Genomic DNA, 26,473 nt, shown 5'->3' with positions numbered 1-26,473 from the left:
AGACGGAGCGGGCGGGACTGCACGACCTGAATCTTGGTCCTGCACGTGATCGAGAATGACGCACGCGCCGTCCGGCGGTCATTGGTAATCCGTGCACGCTCCGTTGGCCATGCGTCTACACAGGCTCGGTCCCCTGACACTTCTGACGCGGGCGGTGCAGGAGCAGGACTCCGATGGGATGAGCCTTCAGCGAGCCCGTCGAAGCGTCCCTGCCCCCTGACAACCAGACGCGCGTACCCGGCCATGCGGCCTCGACGGCCCCGGGAGCAGGCACCCTGAATCCGGAAAGGTGGTGTCGGAGAACCACCTGGATTCCGTCGTGCATGTTAAAGATGATGACGTAAGTGTCCGGCGGGTAACCGGTGGGGGATGGGATGATCGGGACGGTGTTCCGGAGCGAGGATGTGCCTGAGTCAGACAGGTTCGACTACTGGCGGGAACTGATCGCCCAGACGCGCTCGAACGATTTCACCAGCGCCCACTCTGCCGAATTCTGGGGAGAGGTGCGTTTGTTGGAGCTGGGACCGACGACCGTGATGCATACGTCCTTCCTGCCCACACGGTTCCGGCGGAGCCCGAGAATGGTGCGCCAGTGTGACCGCGAGCTGTATCACCTGACGCTGATGCTCGACGAAGGGATGGCTCTCGACCACGCCGGGCGGACCACCACGTTCAACTCCCATGACCTGCACCTGGCCGACAGCTCGCACCCCTACGACTTCCGGCCGGCGTACGACCGGGAACGCCGGGTCGTCAGAGGAGTCGGCGTGGACGTCCCCAAGGCGCTGCTGCCCCTGCCGCAGCACCGAGTAACTGACCGTTTCAGAATGAGCTGGACGTGCGATGCGACATCACACCTGCGCGTAAGAGCAGTCACAGGACTTCATCCCAGATGTCGCCGCCGTCAGCCCAGGTCCACAGCCATTTTCGTAGTGAGGCGGTCGCATGGCGAAGGCCGTCGTGAGGGCCTTCCCCGAAGGTGTAACCGTCGGCGTCGTAGAGAAGCACTGGGTTGTCGACTGCGCTCAATGAGACATGCCATTCCATCGTGCAGCCGCCGTAGGTGAGAAAGAGCCACGATGGCGGCATGCCCTCTGACAGGTTGCGTTCGTGGACGCTGGCCGCGCACGGCCAGTCGCGCACGTGCCCTGGGGCCCGGTTGCCGTCGGTCAGGGAGGCAAGTCCGCCATCGGGTCCGAATCCTCCGTTGGCGACCTCGGCGTAGAGGCGTCGAAGCAGTTCGGGAAGGCGGCGTCCGATTCTGTGCTCTGCATTTTCGATGTCTGACAGGGGGATCGGAGGGAACAGCGGCTCACGAGGGGCGTCGGCGTAGTGGTCGGTCACCTCCTCGGCCCCGGCCTTGAGCTCAACCGTCCCGTCACTGCCATACGAAACTATGTCGTCTCGTATCCGCTCCAACCGGGGCTTTCCGTAGCGCTCGATGATCCACGCGACAGGGACGTCCGCGCGGTCGAATCGCAGGCCCGGATCCCATGCGCGAGCCTGCAGAGCTTTGATCAACGCGTCGTCGTCCGCCTCTTGCCTGGTCTCCGGGCTGGGCTCATGGCGGAGTGGCGTAGGTGCGCCGTGGGGAGAAGAGGTCACGCGTCAGGAGCCTACTGCTGCACGTTGACAGCCTTCAGAAGCCGTCGGAGGCAGATGATCCCGCAGGCGAGTTCGAGCATGCCTTGATGGAGGTCGGCGCGTCGCTCGTAGCGGGCTCGGAGTCGTTTGAACTGGTGGAGCCAGGCGAAGGTGCGCTCGACCACCCACCGGACCTTGCCCAGGCCGGAGCCGTGGGCGACACCGCGTCGGGCGATCACGGGTTTGATGCCACGCTTCCACAGCAGGCGGCGGTACTTGGCGAAGTCGTAGCCTCTGTCCGCGTACAGTCGCCGTGGCTTGCGACGGGGGCGTCCCCGCAGACTCCGGATGGATGGGACCGCGTCCAACAAGGGCAGGAGCTGGGTGACATCGTGGCGGTTGCCGCCGGTGAGCGTGACGGCGAGTGGGGTTCCGTGACGGTCGACGATCAAGTGGTGCTTGGAGCCGGCGCGGGCTCGATCGACGGGCGATGGGCCGACGTGATCCCCCCTTTGAGGGCCCGGACGTGCGATCCGTCCACGGAGCAGTCGTCCAGGGCCAGCAGGTCGGCGCGGCGCAGTTCGGTCAGCAGGGTGGCGTGCAGGCGTGGCCAGACGCCGGCCTCGGTCCAGTCCCGCAGTCGGCGCCAGGCCGTCACCCCGGAGCAGCCCACAGTCTCCGCGGGGACGTCACGCCAGGCGACACCGGTCCGCAGCACATACAGGACGCCGGCGAGTGCAATTCGGTCAGGAACGCGCAACCGCCCCGGATGGCGGTGGCGCCGCTCGGGAGCGGGCGGCAGCAGCGGAGCCACCCGCTCCCACAAATCGTCAGGAACAAGATCAGAACGCACTCCGGACACCCTGCCGACCAAGATCACTAAGTGCAAGACCTGCAGCTCAACTCATTCTGAAATGATCAGTAAGGGAGTTGCTGAACCGGCGCCTGTCGGGGCATGAGGGGATCGGCGCCCTGCTGACGGACTTCCTCGCCGGGCTGGACCGACAGGCCGACACCCTCCGGCCCTCCGAGGCGTCCCACATGGGCAGGGTCGTCGTGGACCTGCTGGCGGCCTGGATCGGCCAACTGCTCGACGCGGACACCGCCCTGTCGTCCGAGACCCGCCGGACGGCCCTGGCAGAACGTATCCGCGCGTTCGTCCGGCAGAACCTTCACGACCCCGAACTGACGCCCTCCGCGATAGCCGCCGCACACCACATCTCCGTCAGCTACCTGCACCGCCTCTTCCAGCAGCAGACGCAGGGCGAAACAGTCGCCGCCTGGATACGCGGCCAAAGACTGGAAGGTGTCCGCCGTGACCTGGCTGACCCGGCCCTGGGCACCACACCGATTCACACCCTTGCCGCCCGCTGGAACTTCCCCCGCGCAGCCGACTTCACCCGAACCTTCCGAGCCGCATACGGCCTCACACCCAAGCAGTACCGAATCCAGGCGCTGTCCGAGAGAGCGTAGACGCGACCCCGACGGACTCTGCGCCCGCACTGAAGGACAGCCGGGCGACACCAGGGGCATCACCGCTCGCGGAATCCGCCGAGCGGCAGAACACCCGACCGGCCAAGCGTCGTCGTAGCTGCCCCAGGGCCGTCGTCGGCAGGGGGCGAACGCCCTTGTCTGCCCCGAGACCCGGGTTTCGGCTGAGCGGGCCACTGATGGCCGCTGTCAGTGTGTCTGCGGTTGCCGGCCGGGACGGTTGTGCGGCTCGCGGTCGGGGGCTGCTGCCAGGAGGTTCTGCATGTGCAGCAGCCGCCGCCGCTGGCGGTTGCCGCTGACGGCGGCCCAGATCAAGAACGCCACGGTGAGCAGAGCGAATCCGACGGTCTGGCGGACGCCGGCGGTCAGCGCCGTCAGCGCCACCACGGCGCTGAACAGAACAGCGAGCAGGGCCAGAGCCGCCTTATGGTGCCGTGTGCGGTGCAATCGCCGCTTCACCAGCTCGCGCATGGCCTCGCGCCGTTCCGGACCGGTGGGTGCTTCGCCGGTGCGCAGATGCTGGTCGAGTGCCACCAATCCGGCTGTCGAGCCGCCGGTCGTCCGCTTCTCCCTGGACCGGATGCGCACAGCGACCCAGACCGCACCCACAGAGGTCACCGCGATACGCGCCAGCACCCCCAGCGCCGAGCGCCCCGGATAGATCAGCAGGACGATGGCGGTGGCCGCCGCCCACGACAGGGCGACCTGGAGCCACAAATGACGGGCCAAGACATTGGAGAGCTTCTCCACGGACGGCCTCCCTCCCTCGACGTCATTTCCACTGATCCACGTCCTGCGAGCGACGCACGGAGCCTTCCGCCTACCCGCGCAGCGGCCCCGCATGCCGGTCAACTCCCCCACCAGGGAGTGTGGTTGCCACCGCAGGGCGGCCGGACTGGAAGAACGCGACGGCAGATGGTGGCCTCGCTTCGACCGGGACGTGATGATCCGCTCGCTGGCGGAGAACGCCCAGCGTTCCTTCCGGACTGTCACGGCCCCCGTCGTCGCTGTGATCGTCCCGATGGCGCACAGCGGAGGCGGACAGGACCTCTTCGCGGGGCAGTAGCATCCGTCTGCCCACATGGGCACCGACATCAGGCGCTGGGCGAAGAACGCCCGGCGCATGTCCGGGGCGACGACGGTGTCGGCCGCGGACGCCCCGCACCGGCGGTACGGCCTAGAGCAGCAGGATCAACCGAGTGAAATCGCCGCGCCTCCGGTCAGCAAAGGGGTGCGAGCACCGCGTCACCTGCTCGGTACGACCGGTGAAAGGCATCGTGGTCGAGAAAGTCTGGTCGGCGAGGCAGTCGAATCTCCTTCCGTACCCGTCTTTACGGGGGAACGAGGGAGGGCGCATTGAACGCCGACGAGGAACGCCAGTTCCGCGAGTTCGTGGCGGCGCGGTCGAGATCGCTGCTGCACACGGCCTACCTGCTCACCGGAGACTGGGAACAGGGCCGTGACCTGCTTCAGAGCGTGCTTGCCTCCACTGCTCGGCGCTGGTCGCAGCTGCGCGACCGGCAGCAGCCGGAGGTCTACGTACGCCGGGCGCTTTACCACGCCCAGGTGGACCGCTTCCGACTGCTCAGCTGGGGACGGGAGACGGTTACCGACACCCCGCCGGACCAGCCGGCCGCGCATGACACCGACTGGACCGACACCGTGGTCCAGCGGCAGGACATCATGGCCGCGCTGCGGCGACTCCCCAAGCGGCAGCGGGCGGTGATCGTGCTGCGCTACTTCGAGGACCAGCCGGACGCCGAGATCGCCGCGATTCTGGGCGTCGCCCAGGGGACCGTCCGCAGCCAGACCCGTAAGGCCCTCCTCTCTCTTCGCACCACCCTGACCGAGGCGGGGCCATCGACTGCCGCCTCTTCCACTGCCTCCGGAAGGGGCGTCATCGCATGAACGACTCGACCGAAAACCCGCTGCACGAAACCTTGCTGCACGATGCCTTGCACACCCACGTCCGTAAGAGTGGTGATGCTGCCGGTCCTTATCTGGTCGGCCTGGCCGACGGCGCGTTGCAAGTCGCCCGGCGACGGCAGCGGTTGGCCCGCGCCGGGATCGGCATCGCCGCCGCCGCCGTGGTCGGCACCGCCTGGACAGCTGTCGCGGACGGTGCGCCCCGGCACGAGCACGTGGTTCAGCCCGCCGTAGGAGGTACCGGGAACACCGAGGAGGTGGCCCTGATGTCCATCCTGCCGGTCGTTTCGTCCACGGAGCACGCCTGCGCCCATGGCAGCGGCGGCTACACCGTGCCCGCGGGCGCGAGCCATCCGACGTTCTGCATCCGCACTGACGGGGCCAGGGGCATGACCGACATCCGTGTCGCCTCCGCCAAGGCCGGCAGAAGCTCCGTCGACGGCGCCTGGAACGTCGAGGTGAGCCTCGACTCCGCCGACCGGGCCCGTTTCGCCGCCCTCACCGGTTCCCTCGCCACGGCCCCGTTCCCGCGCAACGAATTCGCCGTCGTCATCGACGGCAAGCTCTGGGACACCCCCGCCGTGACCTCCTCCATCACCGGCGGCCGTCTCGAAATCGTCGGGGGCTCCGTCAGGGACCTCACCAGCGCCACCGCCCACGACCTCGCCCGACGACTGGATACCGGCCGCGAGAAGTGACTCCTTTCTCCCGGATCAACCGGGGGAAGGGCCTGTCGGCGGCCAAGCCCCGTCGGGAAGGGCCAGTCCGGCCCTGACGACGGCGTCGGGTGCGCAGACCGTGTCGACTTTGGCCGTTGCCGACCTGGACGGCCTGCTGCTGGACATCCACGGGTGACGGACCGAGGACGTCGACGACGGCGTGGCCCTGCCCACCGAGTTGTCATGGCGGCCCGGCGGCCGTGCCCTGTACGATCCGCGCCCCGGCGAATCCCGCACACCCGGGCCGGGCGTCAGCTGTCGCTTCCACTGCTCCGGCGGTACACCCTGACCACAGGCTCGACCATGAGTCCGATCACGGCACCGGTCGCCCCGACCAGCGGCCCGTCCGCGGCAGCTCCAGAGGCTCGGGGCGGCCTGGTCGTAGTTCCCTTGTCGCCGTGCGGCTTGCCGGGCCTGCGACGACCGGCCGCCGGTGGTCCCGCCACCGGCCCCGGCGCCCTGGTGAGGAACACCCGCCCCCTCGGCGTCACACCGCTCTCCCGGCGTCGCGCCGCGTCCTCAGCGTCGCGCCGCCCCGCCGGGGCGCAGGGCCATCGTGCCGGCGAGTGCCGCCGCGCCGACGAGTTCCGCGTTCTCCCCGAGCCGGGCGGGAACGATGTCCAGGGACGCGGCGATCGCGGGCTGGGCATCGCGTCGCACCGCCGACGCGATGCCCTCCAGGAGCGGACCGCCCCTGGAGCCGAGCTCGCCCCCGATGATGAGCGCGGCCGGATTGAGGAGGTTGCTCAGGACGGACAGGACTCCTCCGAGCATGTGGCCGGCGTCGTTCAGGATGCGCCGGGTGGTGGGGTCGTCCGGTTGGTCCCGCGGTGAGGCCCCGGGACCGAGGCCGGGATGGGTGTGGGCGACCTGGGCCATGACCGAGGAGACGGAGACGACCGCCTCCAGACAGCCGCGTCTGCCGCACCGGCACAGCTCCGTGTATCCGGGCAGCGGCGTGTGGCCGATCTCCCCGGCGAAGCCGAGGGAACCCCGGTAGGGCTCGCCGCCCAGCACCATGCCCGCGCCGATGCCGTGGGAGACCTTCACGTACAGGAAGTCCGTGTACCCCTGGCCGGCGCCCCGCCGCAGTTCCCCGTAGGCGCCCAGGACGGCGTCGTTCTCGATGTGGACCCGCAGGCCCAGCCGCTTCTCCAGTTCCCGTCGTGGATCGAGGCCGACCCAGCTCGAGAGGATCGTGGGCGAACGGACCAGGCCCGAGGCGGAGTCCAGCGGGCCGGGAATGCCGACGACGACGGTGGAGAGGGCGTCGACGTCGTGGTCACGGCGAAGCGTTCCGAGCATGTCCGCGGCGGCGTCCATGGCGTCGGCCGCGCCCAGGTCGACGTCCAGGTCGGCGCGTCGCTGGGCGATCATGTGGCCGGAGCCGTCGACGACGGCGGCCTTGACGTGGGTGTGCCCGAAGTCGAGCGCGGCGGAGTTGGTGCGGCGGGGGACGCACCGCAGGAGGCCGGCGGGGCGCCCGCTCCCGCTGCCCGGCCCCTTGACCGCCGGATCGCCCTCCGTCACGCGTCCCTCGGCTATGAGCCGCGTGACGGCGTGGTTGACCGTGCTGCGGGACAGGCCGGTGGCCTCGACGAGGTGTGCGCGGGTGAGCGCCCCGCCGCCCTGCATGACGCGGAAGATCTCTTCCCGGGTCCTGTTGCGCGGTGAGGAACGATCGGAGGTCACATCCATGCGCCCCGAGGGTAGCGGCCGTCCGGCATTGCGCCAATCATTGGCGAATTCGTTCCGCAGGGTTATCGCGAAATCCGAGAAACGCGGGCGGTTTTCAGTTATTGACGGAGCAAAAGGTGCTCCATACGCTCCTCTTGCGTCCGGCTCCCGGTCGGGCTCGGACTGAGAGGACGCCGTCGATGACCTTCCTTCCGCGACACTCCCGGACCAGACCGGTGGTCGTGGCCGTGGGGTCCTTGGTCGTGGCGGCGGCCCTGATGTTCGACGGATGGATCCCCGCCCGGGCGGAGAGCACCGACCTCCGGTCCTCCACCCTGGAGCAGACCTACGCCACCCTGTCCCGCCAAGCGGCCGAACAGGGCATGGTCCTCATGGAGAACCACGACCGGGCACTGCCCGTCGCCCCGTCCGGCGACATCGCCCTCTACGGCGTCGGCGCCTACCGGACCGTCAAGGGAGGCACCGGCTCCGGCGACGTGAACAACCGGTACACCGTCACCGTCCGCCAGGGCCTGGAGAACGCCGGTCACAAGGTCACCACCGGCGACGCCTACTGGTCGGCCATGACCCGCGCCTACGACACCAAGTACGGCGGCGTCGCCTCCTCCCTGCTCGCCCCGGCGGTCGACTACGCCTCCGTGGAACAGCCGTTGACGGCGGACACCGTGAAGCCGACCGCCAGGACCGGCACCGCCGTCTACGTCATCGCCCGCAACTCCGGCGAGGGCTTCGACCGTTCCCCGGGCAAGGGCGACTACCTCCTCGGCGACACCGAGCGGGCCAACCTCGAACTGCTGGGCCGTACCTACCGGCACGTCGTCGTGGTCATCAACTCCGGCGGCATCCTCGACACCGGCTTCTACCGGCAGATCAACGCCGCCGAGAAGGACCCCGACGGCGGCCGGGCCCTGGACGCGATGCTGCTGATGAGCCAGGCCGGACAGGAGAGCGGGAACGCGCTGGCCGACGTCCTGGACGGGACCACCACCCCCTCCGGGAAGCTCACCGACACCTGGGCGGCCGACTACTCGGCCTACCCCGCCTCGGCGACCTTCGCCGGCAACGACGGAAACTCCGCGACGGAGACCTACAGCGAGGGCGTCTACGTCGGGTACCGCTACTTCGACTCCTTCTACCGCTCGATCGACGAGGCCGACCCCGCGTCCGTCGTCGACTACCCCTTCGGCTACGGCGGTTCCTACACCGGCTTCGGCATCCGGGTCCGGAAGGTGACCGCGAACGCCGAGCGGGTCACGGTCACCGCCCAGGTCACCAACACCGGGCACCGCTACGGCGGCAAGGAGACCGTGCAGGTCTACGTCTCCGCACCGCAGACCGGCGCCGACAAGCCCTACCAGCAGCTGGCCGGGTACGCGAAGACGGACGACCTGGCCCCCGGCGCCTCGCAGACGGTGACCATCGCCTTCGACACCTCCTCGCAGGCCTCCTACAGCGCATCGCGCGCCGCGTGGGTCCTCGACGCCGGTGACTACGTGATCCGCGTCGGCAACTCCTCCCGCGACACCCACGTCGCCGCGAAGCTGAACCTGGCCGAGGCCGTGGTCACGGAGCGGGTCCACAACGAACTGGACGACCAGAAGCCCCCGGCCGAACTCACCAGCACACCGGCGGACTTCTACACCTACCCCGGGGAGAGGAAGGAGATCGCCGCCGCCCGCAGGATCACCCTCGACCCCCGCTCCTTCCGTACCCGGGACGCGGCCTCCGCCCACGAGCAGGACGTCACCGTCGACGCGGGCTCCCCGTACCACGCCCTCGACGGTCCGACGATCTCCTCCACCACCGTCTACCTCGATCGCGACGAGAAGGACTGGGAGGGAACCGGCGCCCCCTACACGCCCAGGACCGGCGAGAACGTCCGCCACGTCCGCACCGACCCCGGCAGCACGCTCTACGACGTCGCCAAGGGCAGGACCACGATCGAGCGGTTCGTCGCCGGGCTCTCCGTGAGACAACTGGCCGACGTGGTGGAAGGCTCCGGCGTCCCCGGCACCGCCGCGTCGACCGTGGGAGCGGCCGGATACACCACCGGCGCCCACGAGGACCTCGGCATCCCGAGCATGACCCTGTCCGACGGCCCCGCCGGACTGCGCCTCGGCCCGCAGCCGCCCACCACCCCCGCCGCCCGCCGGTACGCCACCGCCTGGCCCATCGGCACCCTCCTCGCCCAGACCTGGGACCGCGACCTCGTCACCCGGGTCGGCACGGCCGTCGGCAAGGAGATGAACGCCTTCGGCGTCTCCCTGTGGCTGGCGCCGGGCATGAACATCCACCGCGACCCGCTCAACGGACGCAACTTCGAGTACTACTCGGAGGACCCCCTCGTCTCCGGGCTCACCGCGGCCGCCACCACCCTGGGCGTCCAGGGCAACCCCGGCGTCGGCGTGACCGTCAAGCACCTCGCCGGCAACAACCAGGAGACCTCCCGCACCTCCGGCAACGTCGTCGTGAGCGAGCGGGCGCTGCGCGAGATCGAGCTCAAGGGCTTCGAGATCGCCGTCAGGTCCGCCCAGCCCATGGCCGTCATGAGCTCGTACAACAAGATCAACGGCACCTACGCCTCCGGCGACTACGACCTGCTCACCGACGTGCTGCGCGGCGAGTGGGGATTCGAGGGCACCGTGATGACCGACTGGGGCGGCGCCCACGGCGCCACCGCCACCATGTACTCCGGCAACGACCTCATCGAGCCCGGCGGCAGGCCCTCCGACATCGTCGACGCGACCGTCAGGACCGATCCCACGATCGACGTCGACGGCCTGCCCGCCCGCACGAAGACCGTCAGGAGCACCGGCTCCGTCCGCTACGCCTTCCAGCTGGGCGGACTCGTCCTGGCGGCCGACGGCACCACCACCGTCTCCACCACCGTGGACTCCTCGACCGACCTGACGGGGACCCCGCTGTCCGGAACCATCACCGTCGACGCGTTCAACAATCAGACCTACACCGCCCGCCCCGCGTACACCTCGGTCGACGACGCCTACCGGGCCGTCCGGGACCTGCTCGCCTCCTCCGCGCTGACCGCCGCCCGGAAGGCGGCGATCAGGGTCTCGGACGTGCGGCACGTCACCGCCGGGGACGGCGCGAGCCCCGTCTCCTCCTACACCGTCACCCTGACCGGCGACCATCGCGCCGCCGACGCCTACACGATGCGTCTGGGCGACCTGCAGCGCAGCGCGATCCGGATCCTCACCACGGCGTCCCGGACCACCGCGTTCCAGCAGCTCGCCCGGTCCCGGAAGGTGAGGGGGATCGAGGTGGGTCCCTACACCGGGCGGTTCAAGGACCTCGACCCGATCGTCACCTCCGTCAAGAGCCGGGTCGACCGGCCCCACCGGGAACGCTGACCTGACCGGGCGGCTATCCTTGCTCACCGGCCGGGGCCGATCACCGCAGCCAGGGGGACCGGGCTCGCCCCGACGCCGCGAACGCCGGGCGATCTTGGAATGGACGCGCCCGCCTCATTGCTGCACTCCCGGGGACCCACCCTCTTCCCGGGGCGCTCCGGGCCACGACGCCCGGTGCGACGGGACGAGGAACCACGGGCGGTCCCGCACCGCCCCGCCCCCTGGTCCCCGGCCCGTCGTCTTCGAAAGGTTCTCCTGCACCATGCCCTTGGCTCTGCTGGCCCTCGCCGTCGTCGCGTTCGGCATAGGCACGACCGAGTTCGCCACGATGGGGCTGCTGCCCCAGATCGCCGACGGGATCGGTGTGTCCGTGCCCCACGCCGGCAACGTCGTGTCGGCCTACGCGCTCGGTGTCGTCGTCGGCGCGCCGCTGCTGACGGGCATATGCGCGCGCGTTCCGCACAAGCGGCTGCTGCTGCTCCTGACCGGGCTGTTCGTGATCGGCAACACGGCGTCCGCGCTCGCCCCCGGCTTCGGCACGCTCTTCGCCGCCCGCTTCCTGGCCGGTCTGCCGCACGGCGCGCTGTTCGGCGTGGGCGCCGTCGTCGCCTCGCGACTGGTGGCCCCGGACCGGGCCGCGCGCGCCGTCTCGAAGATGTTCCTCGGTCTCACCATCGCCAACATCGTCGGGGTTCCGGCCGCCACGGCCCTGGGACAGCAGCTGGGCTGGCGGTCCGCCTACGGCGCGGTCGCCGTCATCGGCCTCGTCGCGCTGGCCGCGCTGGCCGCCTTCGTCCCGCACCAGCCGCGCGGGGAGCAGTCCGGGATCCGGCACGAGCTGCGGGCCATGGGCAACAAGCAGGTCGCCATCGGCCTGGCCACGGCCGTCGTGGGCTTCGGCGGTTTCTTCGCCGTCTACAGCTACCTCGTACCGATGCTCACGCACCTGACCGGGGTCCCCGACGCGTCGGTCACCTGGGTCCTCGCCCTCTACGGCGTCGGCATGACCCTCGGCACCCTGGTCGCCGGACCGCTCACGGACCGCGCGCTGCGTCCGACGCTGTACTGGGGGCTCGTCCTGCTCGCCGCCGCGCTGGTGGTGTTCTACTTCGCGGTCCACAGCACCGTGCCCGCCCTGGTGACGATCACGTTCATCGGCGCGATGGGCTCCCTCATCACCACTCCGGTCCAGATGCTGCTCATGGCCAAGGCGAAGAACGCCCCGACGATGGCGGCGGCCTCCAACCACTCGGCCTTCAACCTGGCCAACGCCGGTGGCGCCTGGCTGGGCGGCCTGGTCATCTCGGCGGGCTGGGGCTGGGCCTCGCCCAACCTGGTCGGCGCGGTCCTCGCCCTGGCCGGTCTGGGCCTCGCCTTCACGGGCGGTGTCATGGACCGGGGCCGGCGGCCCTCCGAGGTGATCACCCAGGCCTCGCCGGTGACCGGGCAGGAGACGCCGGTCCCTGCCGCGGACTGACCGGTCAGGACCGGTCCGCCGCGCCGGCGTCGCCCGTGACGGCGGCGGCGCGGTGGGCCGGGGCGGCCATCCCGCACGGCGCGCATCCGGACGCCTGCTCCGGACGCAGCGGTACGCCGTTGTCGCGCAGTACGTCGCGCAGGTCGAGGATGAGCGGGAACACCTCGTGGTTGTGGTCCTCGCCCTGCTCGTCCCAGGCGCGCTGTTCGGCCTCGACCGCCATCCGGTCCTGGGCGAAGACCCGCTCGGTGAACCGGCGGATGAGCGGCCAGGCGAGGTGGAGCGCCCCGGGGACCGACGGTTTCGCGATCGTGAGCAGACCGTAGGCGTGGTTGACCCGCTGCTCGGCGTCCTCCGGCACGTAGGCGGCCCAGAGCGAGAACACCGGGAGCTCGCTGCCCTCGGGGACGTCCCTGAGGGTCTGGTACGGGTACTCGGTGCGGATCGTGATGACGTCGGGCCGGTCCTGGCCCCCGAACCCCTCCGCGGACAGCAGGCCCGCGCCCCGGTCCTTGCGGCCCCCGGCGGGGACGAAGAGGTACCGGGCCTCGACGTGCCGGGGCCCGGTGTCGTACCCGAGCAGTTCCGGCCGGATCCGGCCGAGCACGCTCCGGTGCAGGAACTGGTGGTTCATGTCGAGCAGGTTCTCGTGCATGAACGAGTAGTGGCAGCGCACGGTGCGGGAGAACGTCATGGTGCGGTGGCCGGCGGAGTGGTACTCGGGCAGGAAGGGGAACGGCGCCTCCTCGGCCAGCGCCGGGTCACCGGGGAACACGAAGACCAGGCCGTAGGCCTCCCGGACCGGATACGAGCGCACCCCGCGCGGCGGCCGCTCGCAGCCCTTGGGCAGGTACGGGATCTGCGAGACGCGTCCGTCGCCCCGGTAGGCCCACGCGTGGTAGCAGCAGCGCAGGACGTCACCCTCGACCACGCCCATGCTCAGCGGTACCTGACGGTGCGCGCAGCGGTCCTCCAGCGCGTGGACGACACCGCCGCGTCCCCGGTACAGCACGATCCGCTCACCGGCGAAGACGGCCGCGAACGTCCGGTTGCGCCGCACCTTCCGGGAGGTCGCCACCGGATACCAGTGGTCGGGGGAGATGCCGACCCGGCGGAGGTCGGTGACCGGACCGGGCCGGGCCGCCGGACGGCTGTCCGAGTGGCGCGGCACCGAGGCCTCCGGGCGGGAAGCGGAATGCCGGTCCGGTCCGGGGCGGTCGTGCCGGGCCTCACTCATGTGCGGTGCTCCCTTGAACTCGGGGCGCGAGACCGCGTCGTGCGGCAGCGGGGAGCGCGCGGCGGGGCATGGTCCGCGTACCGCCGCGTCGCCACCCCGTCCAGGGAACTCACCCCGCGGCAGTAGGCGGTTCAGCCCCGCCGCGGCGGGGCTCCACCTTTCCACCGTCGCCGCGGGCGCGGCGGCCGTCAACCGCGGAGGTGCGTTGGTGTTACGCGGTCGGGGCCGCCCGGCTCTCCCCGGGCCCCACGAGTCCCCTCGGGCCCTACGAGGCCACGGCCCCAGTCTTCTCGGGCCCTACGAGGCCACGGCCCCGGTCTTCGCGAACTCGGTGACGAAGGCGTCGCAGAACTCGGGGAGGTCGTCCGGCTTGCGGCTGGTGATCAGCACGTTGGGGCCCGCGTCGCAGACCCGCACCGGCTCGTCGACGTGGGTGCCGCCGGCGTTCCGGATGTCGGTGCGCAGGCTCGGCCAGGACGTCAGGGTGCGTCCGCGCAGCACGTCCGCCTCGACCAGGGTCCAGGGCGCGTGGCAGATCGCCGCGACCGGAAGTCCCTGCTCGAAGAACTCCTTCACGAAGGCCACGGCGGTGTCGTTCATCCGCAGGTTGTCGGGGTTGGCGACTCCGCCGGGCAGCACCAGGGCGCCGAAGTCCCGTGCCGTCACGTCACCGACGACCGCGTCGACGGGGAAGGTGTCCGCCTTGTCCAGGTGGTCGAAGGCCTGGATCCGGCCCGGCTCGGTGGAGACCAGGACCGGGATGTCCCCGGTCTCCGTCACGGCCTTCCACGGAGCGGTCAGTTCGATCTGCTCGACGCCTTCGGGCGCCACCAGGAATGCGATGCGCATGACGGTCGCTCTCCTCTCGTTAGGAATGGAGGGCTCCGCGCGGGTCGGCGTGCGTCCCACGGCCTCCGCGACGCGGGCCGCCGCCTCTCGCGTCGACACCGTCACGTACCGACCCGCCCGGAGCGTCGGCACACGCGTATCCGGAACAACCGGTGTCAAACGCCTCCCCCGGACGCCCGGGAGGTCCCCGGCCCGGCGGGGACGCGCAACGCGAGCAGGGCGATGTCGTCCCTGGGGTCGGGACCGGCGATCCGGTCCGTGATCTCGTCCAGCAGGGCGTCCAGGGGGCGGCCGGTGTGAGTGGCCAGCATGCGGCCGGCCGCGTCGATGGCCAGGTCCATGTCCCCGCCGGGGCGTTCGACCAGCCCGTCGGTGTAGAGCAGGAGCAGGCTGCCGGGCGGCAGGAGCAGCCGGTGCTCGTTCCGGGGCAGTGTGTTCAGACCCGGGAAGAGCATGATGTCGTGCCGGTCCAGCCGGTCGACGGCACCGTCGGGCCGTACGAGGAGCGGGGGCGGGTGCCCGGCGTTGGTCCAGGTCAGCTCCCAGCTTCCCTCCCCGGGCCGGCGGCAGGGGCGCAGATGGGCGTGGACGAGGGTGCCGCTGGCGTCGAGGCCCAGGGCGGCGTTGGCGTGTTCCAGCGCGCTGACCGCCGGCGCGGGTCCGGCGCCCGCGTGGTCGAGGTCGGCCTGGCGGAGCATGCTGCGGACCTGTCCCATCAAGGTGGCCGCCCGCATGTCGTGGCCCGTGATGTCGCCGACGGACAGGGCCAGCACGGCCGGGGCGGCGGAGTCCTCCCCGCCCTGGGCCGCGGTGGGCAGAGGGTAGGCGTCGTACCAGTCACCGCCGACCAGATCCGTGCGCGCGGCCGCCCGGTACAGCGCGGCCAGGTCCAGACGCGGCACCGAGGGCACGTCGGTGAGCAGGGACTCCTGCATCTCGCGGGCCGCGTCCACGCGGTTGTCCACGAACAGCGCCCGTTCCACCGCCCGCGCGGTGTACCCGGCCAGCGAGGCGAGCACCGCCTGCTCCACGATGTCGATCTCGTGCGGATGGTCCCAGCCCAGCACCAGCGCGCCGAGCGGGAGGACCGTTCCCGGCAGCGGCACGCACACCGCGGTCCGCAGCCCCAGGGCCGTGAACGTCTCGGCCACCTCGGGCGCGTAGTCGCGCTCGAGTCGCGCCGTGTCCGTGACGGTGATCGTCCGGTTCTCCCTGACCGCCCGCGCGGTCGGCCAGGCGGCGTCGAGCGAGTAGGTCTCGTGGGTGCGCCCCATGGGCGTGTCGCCCATCATGTCGACCATGCGCCGCAGCCGCCGCGCGGTGCCCCCCTCCACCAGCACCAGCCCCACGTACGCGGGCTTGAGGTCGCTGCCGACCAGGTCCCGCACCTGCTCCCGGACGTCCGCCAGGCCGGTGGTGTCGGCCAGCGCGTCCGCCGCCCGCAACAGCAGCTGGGAACGATCCAGCGCGGCGCGGTGCCGCCTCGTCGCGTCGTCCGCCTCGGCCCGCGCCCGCGCCTCGTCGGCACGGGCCTGCTCGCGGTGGCGCGAGACGATCCGCAGCCGCAGTTCCGCGCTGCACGCCGCCGCCAGGTCCTGGAGCAGGTCCAGCTCGCGGGCGGTCCACTCCCGCGGACGGGTGTCGATCGCGCACAGCGACCCCAGTACGTGTCCGGCTCCGTCGTCCAGCGGCATCCCCGCGTAGCCGATGATGCCGAGGTCGGGGATGGCCGGACTCGCGGAGGTCAGCGGGTTCCGGCGGGCGTCGGGCAGGACGAGCGGCCGGCCGGTGGACACGACATGCCGGCACAACGAGTGCGTCAACGGTGTCCGGCGGGCGTCCGCCCACGGTTCGGCGAGTCCCACCATGCCGGGGAACACCTGACGCGAGGACTCCACCAGGCACACCAGCGACATGGGCACGCCGAGCACGTCGGCCACGAGCCGGGCGAACCGGTCCATCCCCGGATCCGCCGCGGCCGACAGTCCCGTCTCGCGCAAAGCCGCCAGCCGTCCCCCGGGCACGACCTCGGACGGCTCTCCCACCCTTGCCACAAGTTCGCTCCCGAAACCCTCTCGCAGACGGCAGGACGACCGCCGGACGGTGACGAGGGACCTCCTACCCCCGATGCGTCCTCTTCCCACGGCCTGAAAAGGGGACAACCACCGCCGGGACCTTCCAGTATCGCCGCAGCCCGTGAGAACGCGGCCGACTCCACGGCGACGGACAGCGGCCCCGCCTCGTCACGCCTCGTGAGCAGGTGATTCCCTCGCGTCGCGCCGTACGGATATTTGTTTATTATCCGGAAATAGGGGGATTTGAAAAGCAGTGCTTCGGATAAAAGGCACGTCCGTGAGAGCGTTCGCTCCAATGCACGGGTGTGTCCCGAAATTGTGTGCGCCCCCATGGTGTTTCTGTCAGTCAGCAACCCCCCTGAGGGAGCTGTCGCACATGTCTTGCACCACAACCACGCAACGCCGTCGGTACGACGACGCCCCTGACACCGACGCGGCCTTCTCGCACCTCGCGGGGCTTCCCGACGGGCCCGAGAGGCAGGCCCTGCGCGACGAGATCGTGGAGGCCTGGATGCCGATGGCGGAACGCATCGCCGGCAAGTACCGCGGCAGAGGCGAGTCCGTCGAGGACCTGATCCAGGTCGCCGCACTGGGCCTGGTGAAGTCCGTCGACCGGTACGACCCCGGCCGGGGCAACGCCTTCGAGAGCTACGCGGTCCCGACCATCGTCGGTGAGATCAAGCGTCACTTCCGCGATCACATGTGGGCCGTACACGTGCCGCGCCGTGTCCAGGAAGCGCGCAACAGGGTCCGCGGCGCCGTGAAGGACCTGACACCGGCGAACTCGGACCGGTCCCCGGGCATCGCCGAGATAGCCGAGTACGCGCAGCTGAGCGAGGACGACGTACGCGTGGGGCTGGAAGCCCTGGACAGCTTCGCGACCCTGTCGCTGGACGCCCGGATCACCGACGGCGACGACGGGTACTCCCTGGCGGACGCGATGGGGGAACCCGATGCCGGGTTCGACCTCGTCGTGGACCGCGAGGCGCTGAAGCCCGCCCTGCGCAGACTGCCCGAGCGCGAGCAGACGATCCTCTACCTGCGGTTCTTCCGCGACATGACGCAGAGCGGCATCGCGGAGCGGCTGGGTGTCTCCCAGATGCACGTCTCGCGCCTGCTCAGCAGTTGCTGCGCCGCCCTGCGCGAGGAGGTGCTGGCGGAGACCGGGAACGGAGATTCCCCTCCGTCCGCCGCGGACAGGTGAATGTCCGGCCGATCGGGCTACCCATGAAGCCATGAGCGATCACTGCGGGAATCCGGAAGAGGCCCAGCAGCGTCCCGACGGTGTCCCGGACGCCACCGTGGACGCCCTGGGCGCGTTGTCGAAGGCCTTGGAGACGACCGAACGGGCTCGGGGGCGTCTGTACGACTTCCACCAGCTGACGGGCGGTGCCGACTTCGAACTGGACCGCGCCGTGAGGCTGTTGCGCGAGGCCGGTCACGCCGCGTCCGCCGACCGGGTCGAGCGGGAGATCCTGGGACGCAACGTCATTCCCGGCCATTGGACGTTCCAGATCGTCGAGGCGTACAACGCCACCTACTACGAGGCGTTCAAGACGGTCGAGGCCGAGATCCGCGAGGAACTCGCCGGCGGCGCCGACCACCTCTTCGAGGCCCGGCTCAAGGAGGAGCGCCGTACCCATGGGCACCCGGACCACCGGGCCACGCCGGACGCGGCACCCGGGACCTGACCGGACGCGGCACCCGGGACCACCGCGGGAACCGGCCGTGCCGCCCGTCCGGTACGGTCTGACGACCCCGGTGCCGCCTCCTCGCGCGGCAGGCGCGGTCCGCTCCGTCCGCGCGGCAGCCCCCGTCCGTCCGCGCGGCCGCTCAGCCGACCAGCTGCTGCGCCTCGGCCTTCGCCGGTCCGGCGGCGGTCTCGTCCTCGTCGGAGAAGAGGGCGTCCAGGCACTGCTCGGTCATCCGGGCCGGATCGTCCTCGCCCTGTCGGCCGAGCCTGACGCCGTCCGTGCCGACGCGGTGTACCGAGGTGCCCCCGGCCGACCCCGGTGTCAGCGCGGTGACGGAAACGCCGGTTCCCCTCAGCTCGGCCCGCAGCGCCCGGGCGAAGGACCGCAGGAACGACCTGGACGCGTCGTACACCGCCTGGAACGGGCCGGGGGTCGCCGGCGTGGGCGGGGAGGCCATCAAAACCCTTCCCTCGCCCTCGTAGACCATGTCGCACAGGAACCGGTTGGCGAGGTGCACCGTCGCACGGACGTTCAGGTCGACGACCTCCAGCTCGTCCAGGAGGTCCGTCTCCAGGAAGGCGCCGCCGTGCCCGCCCCCGGCGTTGAGGGCCGCCACGGCGACCGGCCGGCTCATGACCCTGGTGGCGGTGTAGAAGCGCTCGGCTTCCTCGAAACGCCTGAGGTCGGCCACGGCCGTCTCCACCTGAGCGCCTTCCGCCCGGATCCGTGCCGCCGCTTCCTGGAGCCGGTCGTGGTCCTCGGCGGTGACGATCAGGTCGAAGCCCCGTGCGGCGAGCTGCCGGGCGAGTTCGAAGCCGATGCCGCTGGAGCCGTCGGTGACGACGGCCAAAGGTCTGTTGGGGGTCATGCCGTGATGAGTACCCCGGGTGCTCGGGCCATGCGGGAAACGGAACATCACCTTCCGGTGCGGGTCATCACTCGGGGCGGTACCCCGAGTTCCGTCCGCGGCCGTTCAACTGCCCACGCGAGTGCCGCATGAGGGGCGAACGCATGGGAACCCGCAGTGGATACGCAGAAGCCGTTCCGCGGTGAAGGTCCCGGTGAGGAGCCCCTGATGTTGTCCCGCAGCCTCGATCACGGTGTCCTGGTCGTCACGGTCCACGAGGACCCCGGCGCCGGGCCCCGGGCCGAGTTCACCGCGCAGATCCGTGACCTCGTCCACGCCCACGAGCCGGCACCGGTCGTCGTGGTCATCGACGAAGCCGCGGCCACGCCGGGGGTGGTCGGGGCTCTCGTGGACGCCTACGGCGAGTGCGGAGACCTCGATGTCCTCACATCGGTGGCCACCCACAGCGCGTTCGCGCGGAGGCTGTTCGAGGCCGCCGCCGCCCTCAACGGCTCCCGGCTCGTCGTCCACTCCCGCATCGACGTCGCCGTCACCACCGCGTACACCGTCACGGCCTGACGGACTGCCGGGCACCGCCCTCGGCATCGCGCGCCAGGACGAGGGCGCGGCGGTCCCCGGGGCGTCGGCGCCGTCGTGGCCCCATGCCCTTCCCCTTCCTCGACTCCTCGACGTGGTGATGCGGCGGATTCCCGTCGCGCGCGGGAGGCGATCGCGCGAACAGTGCGTACGGGCGTGCGCCCGGCCGGGCGGCGATCCCGCCCGGCCCCGGGGCGCCCTCGGGTCACCAGGTCGTCGGCCAGGCTCCCACGGCCCGCCGGTAGGCCACGTGTCCGCCCAGCGCGCCGCTGACGCCGACCGCCACCAGCCCGCCCAGCGACCACAGCCTTCCCCGTGCCGGGTGGTGGCGGAGCCGTGCCGTGAGGGACGCGGCGTAGAACGCCACCGCGGCCACGTTCGCGACGGCGTGCACCAGTCCGACGCGGGCCTGCTCGGGCGCCAGGTCCGCCCAGTCGACCCACCCGGTGACCGCGGCCGGGGCGACCCCGGCCAGTCCGACGGCCGTCAGGGTCGTCGCGGCACGCTGCCCCGCCGGCACGGCGTCCATGACGGCGGCCGACAGCCAGCAGCCGATCGGGACCTGCACCAGAACGGGGTGCACGGGATGGCCCAGTGGCCTGCCGCGGAGCAGATCGCGGGCCCCGCCCAGCGGCAGCGAGCGGATTCCCCGCTGCAGCGTCCGGATCACGGGGTCCGTCGCCCCCGACCGCTCGATGCGGGCCAGGCCGGTCAGCCATCGAGCCGAGACGGTGCCCGATGTCCGGACCGTCCGTTCCTCTGTGGAAATGCCGGAATCGTATTCGTTCATGTCCAACGACTACCCGGCAGGACGGGGCTCTCCCATCGGCCGTGGGTGTGGCACGGTCCCGGCCCGCGGTGCCGAGGCCCGGTGAACGAGGGGCGGATCGTACGTGCACCGCGCACGCCGAGGGCGCGCCGCACCGGCGGCGCGCCCTCGGCCCGACGGGCCCGTGGCCCGGTCCGTTCAGCAGGAGAGGTTGGCTCCCGGCGTGACGCCGAGGATCGACGTGAAGCGCTGGTAGGCGTCGACACGGCTCTGCACCTGCGCCGGGTTCCTGCCGTCGCACTCCAGCGAGCCGTTGATGCTGCGGATGGTCTGGCCGAATCCGGCGCTGGTGACCATCGCGTTGTGGGGGGTCATGGTGCCGGGGCCCGACTGCGTGTTCCAGTACCAGAGGCCGGTCTTCCAGGCGACGGCGGCGTCGGTCTGGACGAGGTTGGGGTTGCCCAGCAGGTCGATGCCGAGCGCGTCGCCGGCGGCCTTGTAGTTGAAGTTCCAGCTGAGCTGGATCGGCCCGCGCCCGTAGTACGCCGACTGGCCGGCCGGGCAGCCGTAGGGCTGGCTCCAGTCGCAGTAGTGCGAGTAGTTGGCGGTGTTCTGCTCCACCACGTGGACCAGGCCGCCCGTCTCGTGGTTGACGTTGGCGAGGAACGCCGCCGCCTCCTGCTTCTTGACGGTGTCGCTGCCGGTCTTGGCGAAGCCGGGGAACGAACTCAGGGCGGCCTTGAGGCCGTTGTAGGTGTAGAAGGAATTCCGGTTCGGGAACATCTGGTTGAACTGGGCCTCGCTCACGACGAAGCCGTCGGAGGGGTTCGTCGAGCCGCCGCCGTCGCAGGTGTAGGGGTCCCAGAACCAGGTGCTGATGGTGGGGTCGTAGCCCGGGTTGTCGTGTTCGGCGATGTAGGCCTTGCCGTCGGTGTACCGGACGACGTTGCCGGTGACGTACGACCTGCCCGCCACCCAGTCCGGGTAGCTCGCACAGGATCCGCCGGTGTTGCCCGAGCCGCTGTCGCAGCCGTAGGGCTCCCAGTACCAGGTGCTGATGGTGGGGTCGTAGCCCGGGTTGTCGTGTTCGGCGATGTAGGCCTTGCCGTCGGTGTACCGGACGACGTTGCCGGTGACGTAGGACCTGCCGGCCACCCAGTCCGGGTAGCTCGCGCAGGAGGCGGCGGAGGCGCCGGCGGCCGGCAGCAGAACCGGTGCGGAGCCTCCGATCAGGATCGCGGCCAGGAGGGAGGCGGCGCGACGTTGTGACACGGAATCAGTCCTTTGCGGGGCAGGGCCGTTCCGGAGGCAGGGGGAGCCGCGCGAACGCCGACGGAACGCCGGTGCCGCGGAGTCCGGACGACCGTGGTGGGGGGTGTGGAGCCATACTCAACCGCTTTGGTCTGTACCAGTCAAGGTGTAGACCAATCGAGTTCCGTGTCATTGGCGAAAAAGTGCCGTGTGTCGCAGGACGCCCAACCCCTTTGCCTGTCCCGGTAGTTGGGTCGGGCGGGTGGGTGCGGTCTCTGGTCGGCGGCGGTATCGGCGGCCCTGTGGGGTCTCGCGGGCCGCGGCCGCCGACACGCTCCGATTTCCGGCCGTCGGTGATCCCGCTGCCGCCACGCCCGCCCGGGATCGCCACCGCCGAGGTGGAGCTCAGCGCGCGAGGCGGGTCACGGTGCCGGAGCCGGTCGCGCGACCGTGGCAACGGAACGCGAAGGACTGGCCTTCCTCCAGCGCGACGGCCTGTTCGAGCGTCACGACCGCCTCGGCCCGGTGGAGCGGACGGATCACGTCGGTCCCCTCGGGGAGGGAGACGGTGCCCAGGACCGTGGCGCTCCGTATGTGGAACTGGAGACGGTCGCCGGAGCGGATCTCGGTGCCGCCGTGCTCCTCGGACAACACGTCGATGTCGGCGGTGAAGCCGGCGAGGGCGCTGATCGAGCCCGGCGTCGCGAGCACCTGGCCGCGTTCCAGGACGAGGGCGACCGAGGCGGCGCCCGGCAGCAGCACTCCCACGTTCATGTCCGCACCCGCCTCCGCGACGGACACGTGGGAGTGCTCGATGTCCGCGACGACGGCGGTCAGGCCGGCGTTCGGGCCCACGATCTCCACCAGGTCGCCCCTGCGGATCCGGCCACGTTCGATCCGGCCCGCCGCCATGACCGGCCTGCCCCGCCGGGGGGCCGAACTGACCCGCCGTGGGGGGAAGACGCCTTCGACCGACATCAGGAACGGAGCTTCCGCGGGGTGCGCCGGTGACGGTTCCCGGGGAGCCGGCCTCACGTCCGGGGGAGGGGTTCGGCGGGAACGGTGGCGCTGAGCGCGGCGCTCTGCAGCGACGTGATGCGCTCGATGACGAGTCCGAGCAGCACGGCCGCCGCGATCATGGAGACCTCGGCCACCACGAGCAGGGCGAGCGACTTCGGGGCCACCTGGTTCGCCGTCACGAGCGCCAGCCCGTGCACGATCCAGGCGGCCCACCACAGATCGACCAGCGTGGTGCCCCGCTTCTCCTCCCACGACGGGGAACTCGCGCGTCCGATGTCGAGGACCGACCGGCGGGGCGCGAAGAGGTTGACCACGGGGATGAACCAGGCGCCGATCGTCCAGCCCGGCGTCGGGAGCGAACTCCGGGGGGACAGCAGTTGGGCGTTGCTCCGGGATTCGGCGAGCCACATGAGGAACAGCACGATCGCGAGAGTCATCAGGTAGACGAAGACCATGGAGGCGTTGCCCGATTCCGGGGACGGATCCGAGGGGTGCAGCCTGTGGTTCCGTAGCGCCGTCGCCCGGAACGCGTCCGCCACGGCGGCCACCCCTATCGCCGCCTGGGCGCAACGGGCGAGTGTTCTGGGGGCTTTGCGGGTGGTGCTCGTCATGTTCTTCCCGGCCTGTCTCGGAGGCGTGCGCGATCGCAGCGGTCGCTGGGGCGGAGTGATCATAGAGCCCGGTCGCCGTACGCGTGTGCGATGTTCGAGTCTTCCGTCCGGGGCGCGAGTCCCCGGCGGTGGCCGGCCGTTCAGCGGTCGAGGGTGACCGCCGGCGTGCGGGCCCGCTCGTTCCGGGCCGGGTGGGAGCCCTCGGGTGCCGAAGCGCTCAGGCGCTCGGCCGGGGAGTGGCGGGCCGGGAGGTGAAGGCGCGTTCCAGGAGGGAGTGGAGGGTGTCCCGCTCCTCGTCGCTGAGCCTGTCCAGGCCGGCGCGCGTGGCGTGCATCTTCCCGCGGATCACGTCGATGACGCGTTCGCCCTCGGCCGTGAGGACGACGTTCTTGACGCGGCGGTCGGTGGGGCTGGGCTCGCGCCGGACCAGGCCGCGCTTCTCCAGCCGGTCGACGATCCCCGTCATGTTGGAGGCGTCGCAGGTCAGGATGGTGGCGAGGGCGCGCATCGCGGCCGGACCGCGACGCAGCACGTTGAGCGTCTTGCCCTGGCTGGCCGTGAGGTTCTCGCTCGCCGCGGCCACCGTGAAGTCGCCGTAGTAGGCACCGAGCGACACCGACAGGAGCTCCATGAGCTGGTCCGAGTCCACACCACTGGTTCCTGTCATGTGGGTCACCCTACGCCAGGAAGTTTGACCATCTCAAATATCGGCGGCTACGGTCAGCTATTGCTTGAAGTTCTCAAGCATCGAGGTTGTTAAGTAGTTAGGGCGGACTCTCCGTGTCTCACACACAGCAAGCGGCGTCGTCGAGGTCCTCCGGGCACATCAGGATCGTCCTGGTGCTCGGGCTCGCCGCCATGGTCGTCTCGATGATGCAGACCCTGGTCGTCCCGATCCTGGGGATGATCCAGAGCGATCTGAAGGCCAGCACGGCGAGCGTCAGCTGGGTGACCACCGCCACACTGCTGTCCGCCGCCGTGTTCACCCCGCTGCTCGGCCGCTTCGGTGACCAGCACGGCAAGAAGCCCACGCTCGTCGGCGTGCTGGTCGTGATGATCGCCGGGTCGGTGCTCGCCGCCACCACCACCTCGCTGACCTGGCTGATCGTCGGACGGGTGATGCAGGGGGCGGCGACCGCGATCTTCCCGCTCGCCCTCTCCGTCCTGCGCGAGGAGATCGCGCCGGAGAAGCTGCACGGAGCGATGGCCCTGGTCAGCGGAACGCTCGCGTTCGGCAGCGGGCTCGCTCTGGTCGGCGCGGGCCTCCTCACCCAGGGCTCCCACCCCGACTACCACCGGCCCTTCTGGCTGGCGGTCGTGCTCGCCGTGGTGGCCCTGGCGGGCGTACTGATCACGGTGCCCCCTTCCCGGACCAAGACGGGTGGACGCACGGACTGGCTGGGCGCGCTGACCCTCGGGGCGCTGCTGGTGCTCCTGCTCCTGCCCATCTCGCAGGGGCACGAATGGGGCTGGACGTCCGGCCGCACGCTCGGCACCTTCGCCGGCGCGGTCGTCATGGCGGGCGTGTGGGTGTTCACCGAGAACCGGGTCGAGGAACCGATGGTGGACATGAAGATGTTCGTCCACCGGCCCGTCCTGTTCACCAACCTGGCCGGACTGCTGCTGGGATTCGCGATGTTCACCCAGTTCATCGGCGTCTCGTACCTCGTGCAGATGCCGGAGAAGCTGGTCGGTTACGGCTTCGGCGCCTCGGTGCTCGCCGCGTCCGTCGTCTATCTGCTGCCGACCACGCTCGTCTCCCTCGTGGGCGCCCAGTTCGGCGGGGTGCTGGTGCGCAGGCTCGGCGCGCGCGTCACGCTGGCCGCCGGAGCCTGCTTCGGAGTGCTCGGCTTCACCTGGCTGACCGCCGCCCACGACACCAGCGCCTCCGTCATCAGCGCGGGCATGCTCATCGGCCTGGCGATCAGCTTCGGTTACGCCTCCATGCCCGCCCTCATCGTCGCCGGGGTCCCGGCCCACCAGACCGGCATCGCCAACGGCATCAACTCCATCTCCCGCTCCGTGGGCAGCGCCGTCGCGAGCGCGGTGATCACCTCGCTCCTGGCGTCGAAGTCCGTACCGCTGCCGGCCGGAATGCCCGCCCTCCCGCAGGAGAGCCAGTTCACGCTGAGCTTCGCCATCGCCGGAGGGGCGTTCGTCCTGGTCGCCGTCGTCGCCCTCGTCGGACTCAAGGCGGCGCACGCGCCGCGCACTCCCGTGGTGCGCAAGGCCGTCACGCCCGAGGCCACCGAGCTCGCGTCGGCAGGGTCCGAGACCACGTCCGTGTGATCGATCGGGCCGGTCCTCGCCCGCGGGACCGGCCCGCCGCCGTCCGACACCCCGAGTACGTCGGCCTGTTCGGCTGCCCCTGACCGCGGACCGGCTGTTCGACAGAGCCGGACCCAACCCTCGTAGAAAGGCACATCGACGATGATTTCCTCGGACGGCCACGCACGTGGAGCGACTCCGGTCGACCATCGCGCGGCGATCGCGGTGGAGACCGCCCGATTCGTCGCGGCGCTCAAGGACGCCGACTCGACGACGGCGGTGCCGAGTTGTCCCGGCTGGACGCTGGCGGACCTGGTCAGACACACCGGCAGCGTCCAGCGCTGGTTCTCGGCCCTCCTGCACGCCCGCGTCCAGGAACCCCCGCGAACCCGTGACGTGGACCTGCGGCTTCCGGACGGGTGGGACGGCTACGCCGACTGGCTGGCCGAGAGCGCGACGGTGGCCGCGGAGGCCTTCGCGGCCACCGGCCCGGACCTCCCGATGTGGGCATGGGGTGTCGACCAGCACGCCCGTTTCTGGGCGCGCCGGATGCTCTTCGAGACCCTGCTGCACCGGGTGGACGCGGACCTGGCGCTCGGCCTGCCGCCGACGGTCGACCGCCCGCTGGCGGTCGACGGGATCGACGAGTTCCTCGTCAACCTGCCCTTCGCCGGTTCCTTCGCCCCCGCTGTCGCCAACCTGCGCGGTCCCGACAGGACCATCCGCTTCCTGGCGAGCGACGGTGACGGCGACTGGCTGGTCCGGCTGCGCCCCGACGGCTTCGGGCTCGACACGTCCGGTACGGCGGACGGATCCGCCGACGCGACCGTCCGGGGAACCGCGGCCGACCTGTTGCTCCTCGTCTACGGCCGCCTCCACCGGGGAGCGGAGGTCTTCGCGTACGACGGGGACGAGGACCTGATGACCCTCTGGTTCGACAACTCGGCGTTCTGAAAGGCCGGTCGGGCCGGTCAGGGGCAGCCGGGTCGGCC

Annotated in this window: 22 protein-coding genes and 2 pseudogenes; 11 read left to right on the top strand and 13 right to left on the bottom strand. The window is 70.9% G+C overall.

Translation table 11 applies throughout. The annotated features are described in order from the left end of the window. Positions 1–873: 873 nt before the first annotated feature. Both ACICHK_RS03805 and ACICHK_RS03800 read right to left on the bottom strand, forming a co-directional pair. On the bottom strand, positions 874–1,605 hold the full coding sequence (locus ACICHK_RS03805; RefSeq protein WP_406835668.1) for a hypothetical protein: 732 nt from the start codon (positions 1,603–1,605) through the stop codon (positions 874–876). 11 nt (positions 1,606–1,616) lie between these two features. Continuing rightward, positions 1,617–2,437, bottom strand: a protein-coding gene (locus ACICHK_RS03800; protein ID WP_406835667.1) for an IS5 family transposase whose coding sequence is annotated in 2 segments (ribosomal slippage) — positions 1,617–2,098 and positions 2,098–2,437 — 822 coding nt in all. Because the reading frame shifts where the segments join, the coding sequence is not laid out codon by codon here. Positions 2,438–2,505: 68 nt separating this feature from the next. Between ACICHK_RS03800 and ACICHK_RS03795 the strand changes: the two are divergent. Then, positions 2,506–3,057: pseudogene (locus tag ACICHK_RS03795) on the top strand (helix-turn-helix transcriptional regulator); the annotation flags it as partial. A gap of 207 nt (positions 3,058–3,264) precedes the next feature. On the opposite strand, the gene ACICHK_RS03790 reads toward ACICHK_RS03795, so the two are convergent. Further along, positions 3,265–3,825: a hypothetical protein gene (locus tag ACICHK_RS03790; RefSeq protein ID WP_406835666.1), complete on the bottom strand. Its 561-nt coding sequence runs from the start codon at positions 3,823–3,825 to the stop codon at positions 3,265–3,267. Positions 3,826–4,431: 606 nt separating this feature from the next. Between ACICHK_RS03790 and ACICHK_RS03785 the strand changes: the two genes are divergently transcribed. The 3 genes and pseudogenes from ACICHK_RS03785 to ACICHK_RS03775 all read left to right on the top strand — a co-directional run. After that, positions 4,432–4,983, top strand: coding sequence for a SigE family RNA polymerase sigma factor (locus tag ACICHK_RS03785; protein ID WP_406835665.1), 552 nt, complete (start codon positions 4,432–4,434; stop codon positions 4,981–4,983). Next, on the top strand, positions 4,980–5,699 hold the full coding sequence (locus tag ACICHK_RS03780) for a SecDF P1 head subdomain-containing protein (RefSeq protein WP_406835664.1): 720 nt from the start codon (positions 4,980–4,982) through the stop codon (positions 5,697–5,699). The genes ACICHK_RS03785 and ACICHK_RS03780 overlap by 4 nt, the downstream gene beginning before the upstream one ends. Before the next feature lie 118 nt (positions 5,700–5,817). Continuing rightward, positions 5,818–6,009: pseudogene (locus ACICHK_RS03775) on the top strand (hypothetical protein); the annotation flags it as partial. Between the two features lie 230 nt (positions 6,010–6,239). Here the strand turns inward: ACICHK_RS03775 and ACICHK_RS03770 are convergent. Next, positions 6,240–7,418 carry an ROK family protein gene (locus ACICHK_RS03770; protein ID WP_406835663.1) on the bottom strand — a complete coding sequence of 393 codons (1,179 nt, stop codon included), beginning with the start codon at positions 7,416–7,418 and terminating at the stop codon, positions 6,240–6,242. Positions 7,419–7,597: 179 nt separating this feature from the next. Between ACICHK_RS03770 and ACICHK_RS03765 the strand changes: the two genes are divergently transcribed. Next, entirely contained in the window at positions 7,598–10,786 is a 3,189-nt protein-coding gene (locus ACICHK_RS03765; protein WP_406835662.1) for a glycoside hydrolase family 3 protein, read from the top strand. 262 nt (positions 10,787–11,048) lie between these two features. Continuing rightward, positions 11,049–12,263: an MFS transporter gene (locus tag ACICHK_RS03760; RefSeq protein ID WP_406835661.1), complete on the top strand. Its 1,215-nt coding sequence runs from the start codon at positions 11,049–11,051 to the stop codon at positions 12,261–12,263. A 4-nt stretch (positions 12,264–12,267) separates the two neighbouring features. Here the strand turns inward: ACICHK_RS03760 and ACICHK_RS03755 are convergent, their stop codons facing one another. From ACICHK_RS03755 to ACICHK_RS03745, 3 genes are all read right to left on the bottom strand, one after another. Continuing rightward, entirely contained in the window at positions 12,268–13,500 is a 1,233-nt protein-coding gene (locus ACICHK_RS03755) for a Rieske 2Fe-2S domain-containing protein (RefSeq protein WP_406835660.1), read from the bottom strand. Positions 13,501–13,797: 297 nt separating this feature from the next. Beyond that, positions 13,798–14,349 (bottom strand): type 1 glutamine amidotransferase domain-containing protein, encoded by a 552-nt coding sequence (locus ACICHK_RS03750; protein WP_406835659.1) that lies wholly within the window; start codon positions 14,347–14,349, stop codon positions 13,798–13,800. 155 nt (positions 14,350–14,504) lie between these two features. Then, positions 14,505–16,403, bottom strand: a complete 1,899-nt coding sequence (locus tag ACICHK_RS03745; RefSeq protein ID WP_406835658.1) for a GAF domain-containing SpoIIE family protein phosphatase — start codon at positions 16,401–16,403, stop codon at positions 14,505–14,507. A gap of 397 nt (positions 16,404–16,800) precedes the next feature. Here ACICHK_RS03745 and ACICHK_RS03740 point away from each other — a divergent pair, with 397 nt between their 5' ends. Both ACICHK_RS03740 and ACICHK_RS03735 read left to right on the top strand, forming a co-directional pair. Further along, a complete protein-coding gene (locus tag ACICHK_RS03740) occupies positions 16,801–17,628 on the top strand; it encodes an RNA polymerase sigma factor SigF (protein ID WP_406835657.1) in 828 nt (275 codons plus the stop codon). Between the two features lie 31 nt (positions 17,629–17,659). Then, positions 17,660–18,115 (top strand): hypothetical protein, encoded by a 456-nt coding sequence (locus ACICHK_RS03735; RefSeq protein WP_151473364.1) that lies wholly within the window; start codon positions 17,660–17,662, stop codon positions 18,113–18,115. A gap of 142 nt (positions 18,116–18,257) precedes the next feature. Here ACICHK_RS03735 and ACICHK_RS03730 read toward each other — a convergent pair whose 3' ends face one another. Continuing rightward, positions 18,258–18,986, bottom strand: a complete 729-nt coding sequence (locus ACICHK_RS03730) for an SDR family NAD(P)-dependent oxidoreductase (RefSeq protein WP_406835656.1) — start codon at positions 18,984–18,986, stop codon at positions 18,258–18,260. A 207-nt stretch (positions 18,987–19,193) separates the two neighbouring features. Between ACICHK_RS03730 and ACICHK_RS03725 the strand changes: the two genes are divergently transcribed. Then, positions 19,194–19,544 (top strand): hypothetical protein, encoded by a 351-nt coding sequence (locus ACICHK_RS03725; protein ID WP_406835655.1) that lies wholly within the window; start codon positions 19,194–19,196, stop codon positions 19,542–19,544. Between the two features lie 223 nt (positions 19,545–19,767). On the opposite strand, the gene ACICHK_RS03720 is transcribed toward ACICHK_RS03725, so the two are convergent. From ACICHK_RS03720 to ACICHK_RS03700, 5 genes are all read right to left on the bottom strand, one after another. Next, positions 19,768–20,352: a DUF2231 domain-containing protein gene (locus ACICHK_RS03720; protein WP_406835654.1), complete on the bottom strand. Its 585-nt coding sequence runs from the start codon at positions 20,350–20,352 to the stop codon at positions 19,768–19,770. Positions 20,353–20,529: 177 nt separating this feature from the next. Beyond that, complete coding sequence (locus ACICHK_RS03715) at positions 20,530–21,603, bottom strand: glycoside hydrolase family 19 protein (protein ID WP_406835653.1); 1,074 nt, start codon at positions 21,601–21,603, stop codon at positions 20,530–20,532. A gap of 384 nt (positions 21,604–21,987) precedes the next feature. Then, a complete protein-coding gene (locus ACICHK_RS03710; RefSeq protein ID WP_406835652.1) occupies positions 21,988–22,560 on the bottom strand; it encodes an EF-Tu/IF-2/RF-3 family GTPase in 573 nt (190 codons plus the stop codon). A 53-nt stretch (positions 22,561–22,613) separates the two neighbouring features. Beyond that, positions 22,614–23,213 carry a DUF4328 domain-containing protein gene (locus tag ACICHK_RS03705; protein WP_406835651.1) on the bottom strand — a complete coding sequence of 200 codons (600 nt, stop codon included), beginning with the start codon at positions 23,211–23,213 and terminating at the stop codon, positions 22,614–22,616. Between the two features lie 217 nt (positions 23,214–23,430). Beyond that, on the bottom strand, positions 23,431–23,880 hold the full coding sequence (locus ACICHK_RS03700; RefSeq protein WP_406835650.1) for a MarR family winged helix-turn-helix transcriptional regulator: 450 nt from the start codon (positions 23,878–23,880) through the stop codon (positions 23,431–23,433). A 113-nt stretch (positions 23,881–23,993) separates the two neighbouring features. Here ACICHK_RS03700 and ACICHK_RS03695 point away from each other — a divergent pair, with 113 nt between their 5' ends. After that, complete coding sequence (locus ACICHK_RS03695; protein ID WP_406835649.1) at positions 23,994–25,502, top strand: MFS transporter; 1,509 nt, start codon at positions 23,994–23,996, stop codon at positions 25,500–25,502. Positions 25,503–25,643: 141 nt separating this feature from the next. Then, positions 25,644–26,435 carry a maleylpyruvate isomerase family mycothiol-dependent enzyme gene (locus tag ACICHK_RS03690; RefSeq protein WP_406835648.1) on the top strand — a complete coding sequence of 264 codons (792 nt, stop codon included), beginning with the start codon at positions 25,644–25,646 and terminating at the stop codon, positions 26,433–26,435. Positions 26,436–26,473 lie beyond the last annotated feature (38 nt).

The organism is Streptomyces sp. AHU1, from assembly GCF_045343905.1.
GTDB lineage: Bacteria > Actinomycetota > Actinomycetes > Streptomycetales > Streptomycetaceae > Streptomyces > Streptomyces triticiradicis.
This window is presented reverse-complemented; position numbering and strand designations above follow the sequence as displayed.